Raw genomic sequence first — 3,153 nt, forward strand, 5'->3', positions numbered from 1 at the left:
AGGCGTTTGAGTATATGACTCAGTTTTCGCCGATCAATAAAAAAAGATTCGTCTCTCTTTATACGGTTTAGCCTCTAGGCCAAACCGTTTTTCTGCTTAATCATTTAAAATATTTATTCAATACTTCTTTTAGCGTTTTTGTATATCTAGAATCTTTCGGAGAATTGTTGTAGATGTCCTCCATATCGTACATTCTATCGTAGTAATCGTACGTAGCTTGTTTGTCGACGACTACCAAAGAGGTATTTATGCTAACGCCCGCAAAAAGACCTCTGCTTTTGCCTCTAAGCGTAGCCCAAGCCGAAATTTCAGGCAGGTCGCTCATTACGCCGGCTTTTTCTCCGGCGGCTAGCACTACGGCATCGGCGCTAAGATCGATTTGACCTTTACCGTTTATTAGCCCGGCATATGACCTTCTTGATTTAAACAGCACGACAAGGTCGGTTGATTTATAGCCGCCCTGCAGGCCTATGCCGCCGCCTTTAAAATTTATAAATATAGGACTACTCCATTCATTTTCATCATTTCTGCCGACGAATATGCCGTCTCCGGTATGCGTCGTCAAGACTAGCCCGCCGCTAACCACATCAGGGATGACCATGATGCCTCTTATTTCGCTAGTATCTTTTAAATTTAGCAGTTTTCTAGAGCCCAAATCGTTTAAGATATCAAATGAAGTTCGTACTTTTTGATTTTGCGTAAAGTCCGCGTAAGCAAGCTGGCCTAGCAAAAGCGCGTAAGCGGCAAGCTTTAAAAATCTTTTCATTTTCATTTCCTTTTTCGTAAAATTTACCCGCTATTATAGTATTTTTTTATTAAATTTAAAAATTATTAGTTAAATTTACGTAAAGGATATAAATGAAAAAGATTTTTTTAGCCGTTTTGATATGTTTAAATTTGAGCGCAAAAGGGCAGGGCAGCGCGCCTAGCCAAACTCAGACGATCGTAAACGGCGACGTCGAGATAGTGCAGGTGGAGGCTAAATTTGCCGGAAATTTAAGCATCGACGGTAAGAAAAAGCGCTGGCTTAGCGTGCCCGGGGATGAAAAACTAAAATTTGCCGTCGTTTCCGCGGGATACCGCCAAAAAGGCGAGATCAAGCTAATAAACGGGCTTAAAGGCGGCGATGAGACGATAATTTTTAAGATCGTAGAGGGACAATATAATAAAGAAAAAATAACCGTCGAAGGCAGCAAAGTAACGCCGCCAAAAGACGTGCTAAAGCGCATCGAGGAGGAGCGCGAGGAGGCGAATAAAATCTACGCCACGGCCAATGTCGGGCTAAAATTTGACTCCAAATTTATCCTGCCGATGAGCTCGGCAGTCACGAGTCCGTTTGGCACCGCGCGCGTATTTAACGGCACTTTAAAAAGCTACCACGGCGGCACGGACTTTAGAGCAGCAGTCGGCACGTTCGTAATCGCCGCAAACGACGGCGTAGTCGTCATCGCAAAAGATCGCTACTATGCGGGCGGATCCGTGGTGATAGATCACGGCGAGGGGATTTATACGCAGTATTACCACCTAAGCGCGCTAAACGTCAAAGTCGGACAAAGCGTCAAAAAAGGCGATACCATCGCGCTTAGCGGCGCTAGCGGACGAGTGAGCGGGCCGCACCTACACTTTGGCGTGATTGTCGGCGGCGTGCAGGTAAATCCTATAAATTTCGTCAAAAAAATCAACGAAATTTTAAATTAACATTTTTTTCACGACTTTTCTTTAAACTTCGCTCATCTTTTTGAAGGAGAGAAAATGAAAAAAGTAGTTTTGATTAGTATGTTAGTTGCGGGCGGACTTTTTGCCGCGTCGCTTGAAAATAGCACGAACGACGAGCTTTATAAAATGGTCGCAAACGCCGATGCTAAGACGCTTAGCGAGGTAGCATTTGAGATAGACAAACGCGCGGGCAAACTAAGATACGAGGCAAAAGAGGCTAAGCGCGGGCTAAAAGCCGAGATGGTAAAGAAAATGGATGCCATGAGCGTCGCCGATAGACAAAATTTCATGCAGGATTTTCGAAAAAACTACAACGACAAGGTTGGCTCGCTAAGCGTGGCGGAGGCCAAAAAGCTTGATATCGAGTTAAAAGACGGCGTTGACGACGATGATCTGCATAAGAAATTTAAGCGCGATTTTAAGGGCGGATTTAAACACGGCGGTAAAGGCATGATGGCTCAGGACTGTGCAAATGCCGGAGATTGCAATCAAACCGGCGGCTACAAGGGTCCAAAACAGCCGACGAAATAATAAAATTCGAGCTTCCTTTCTGGAGGCTCAAACTTATAAATTTATGAAATTTTACCTTCAAATTTAGATGAAATTTGATAAATTTACGCAGGATCTGTTTGCGACTAAATTTGAGCGCATGTGGGCAAATTTAACGCAAATTTGAGATGTTTGGCGAAAAATTTAGCGCAAAGCTGCGCCGACAGACGGAAAAATCAAGCGGATAAAACGCCGTAAAACGAGGCAAAAATAAACCAAAACGGAGCGAAAATGAGTAAAATTTTGATCGTCGAGGACGAAAATATGCTGCTTGAGATGATGCGCGCGTATCTGGAGGCGCAGGGCTACGAGACGGCGGGCGCAAAAAGCTACGACGATGCGTTAAATTTGGCTTATGAGAGCAACTTTGATCTTTGGATATTTGACGTCAAGATTATTGGCGGCAGCGGCTTTGCGCTACTTGGGGAGCTGCGAAACGCGGGCAAAAACACGCCTTGCATATTTACGACCTCGCTAAATACGCTTGATGACGTGCAAACCGGCTTTACTAGCGGGTGTGACGACTATATCAAAAAGCCGTTTGAGCTAAAAGAGCTGCATCTGCGCGTACAAAATTTGCTAAAACGCACCTTCGTGCATAACACAAACGAGCTGGTAAATCTGGGCGAAAATTTGGGCTTTGATATGAATCAGGGCTTGCTGTTTCGTGACGGCAAGGCTGTCTCGATGCCTAAAAAACAGTCTAGGTTGCTAGCACTCTTACTTAAAAATCAGGATAAATTTTTAAGTAGAGAGGAGATTTATTCTCAAATTTGGGACTACGACGAGAGTCCTAGCGAGCTTAGCCTGCGCGTTTATATCGCGGAGCTGCGTAAAATTTTAGGCAAAGAGCGTATCGTTAGCGCATCAAAGCTAGGCTATAAATAT

General features: G+C 44.2%; 4 protein-coding genes. 3 read left to right on the top strand and 1 reads right to left on the bottom strand.

Features of this window, described 5'->3' with window-relative positions:
- Positions 1 to 100: 100 nt before the first annotated feature.
- Entirely contained in the window at positions 101 to 766 is a 666-nt protein-coding gene (locus Q0200_RS03945; RefSeq protein ID WP_297938002.1) for a lipid-binding SYLF domain-containing protein, read from the bottom strand.
- Positions 767 to 858: 92 nt separating this feature from the next.
- Here Q0200_RS03945 and Q0200_RS03950 point away from each other — a divergent pair, with 92 nt between their 5' ends.
- The 3 genes from Q0200_RS03950 to Q0200_RS03960 all read left to right on the top strand — a co-directional run.
- The gene (locus tag Q0200_RS03950; protein ID WP_297938004.1) at positions 859 to 1,698 is read left to right on the top strand and encodes a M23 family metallopeptidase; all 840 of its coding nucleotides are present in this window, start codon (positions 859 to 861) and stop codon (positions 1,696 to 1,698) included.
- Between the two features lie 54 nt (positions 1,699 to 1,752).
- Entirely contained in the window at positions 1,753 to 2,247 is a 495-nt protein-coding gene (locus Q0200_RS03955; RefSeq protein WP_297938006.1) for a DUF1104 domain-containing protein, read from the top strand.
- 249 nt (positions 2,248 to 2,496) lie between these two features.
- Positions 2,497 to 3,153: response regulator transcription factor (locus Q0200_RS03960; RefSeq protein ID WP_297938009.1), on the top strand; the 657-nt coding region annotated here is incomplete at its 3' end.

Source organism: uncultured Campylobacter sp. (assembly GCF_938045225.1).
GTDB lineage: Bacteria > Campylobacterota > Campylobacteria > Campylobacterales > Campylobacteraceae > Campylobacter_A.

Excerpts from the sequence above, each read along its gene's own strand:
- Q0200_RS03945 (WP_297938002.1), bottom strand. The coding sequence starts at position 766 with ATGAAAAGATTTTTAAAGCTTGCCGCTTACGCGCTTTTGCTAGGCCAG.
- Q0200_RS03950 (WP_297938004.1), top strand. The coding sequence starts at position 859 with ATGAAAAAGATTTTTTTAGCCGTTTTGATATGTTTAAATTTGAGCGCA.
- Q0200_RS03955 (WP_297938006.1), top strand. The coding sequence starts at position 1,753 with ATGAAAAAAGTAGTTTTGATTAGTATGTTAGTTGCGGGCGGACTTTTT.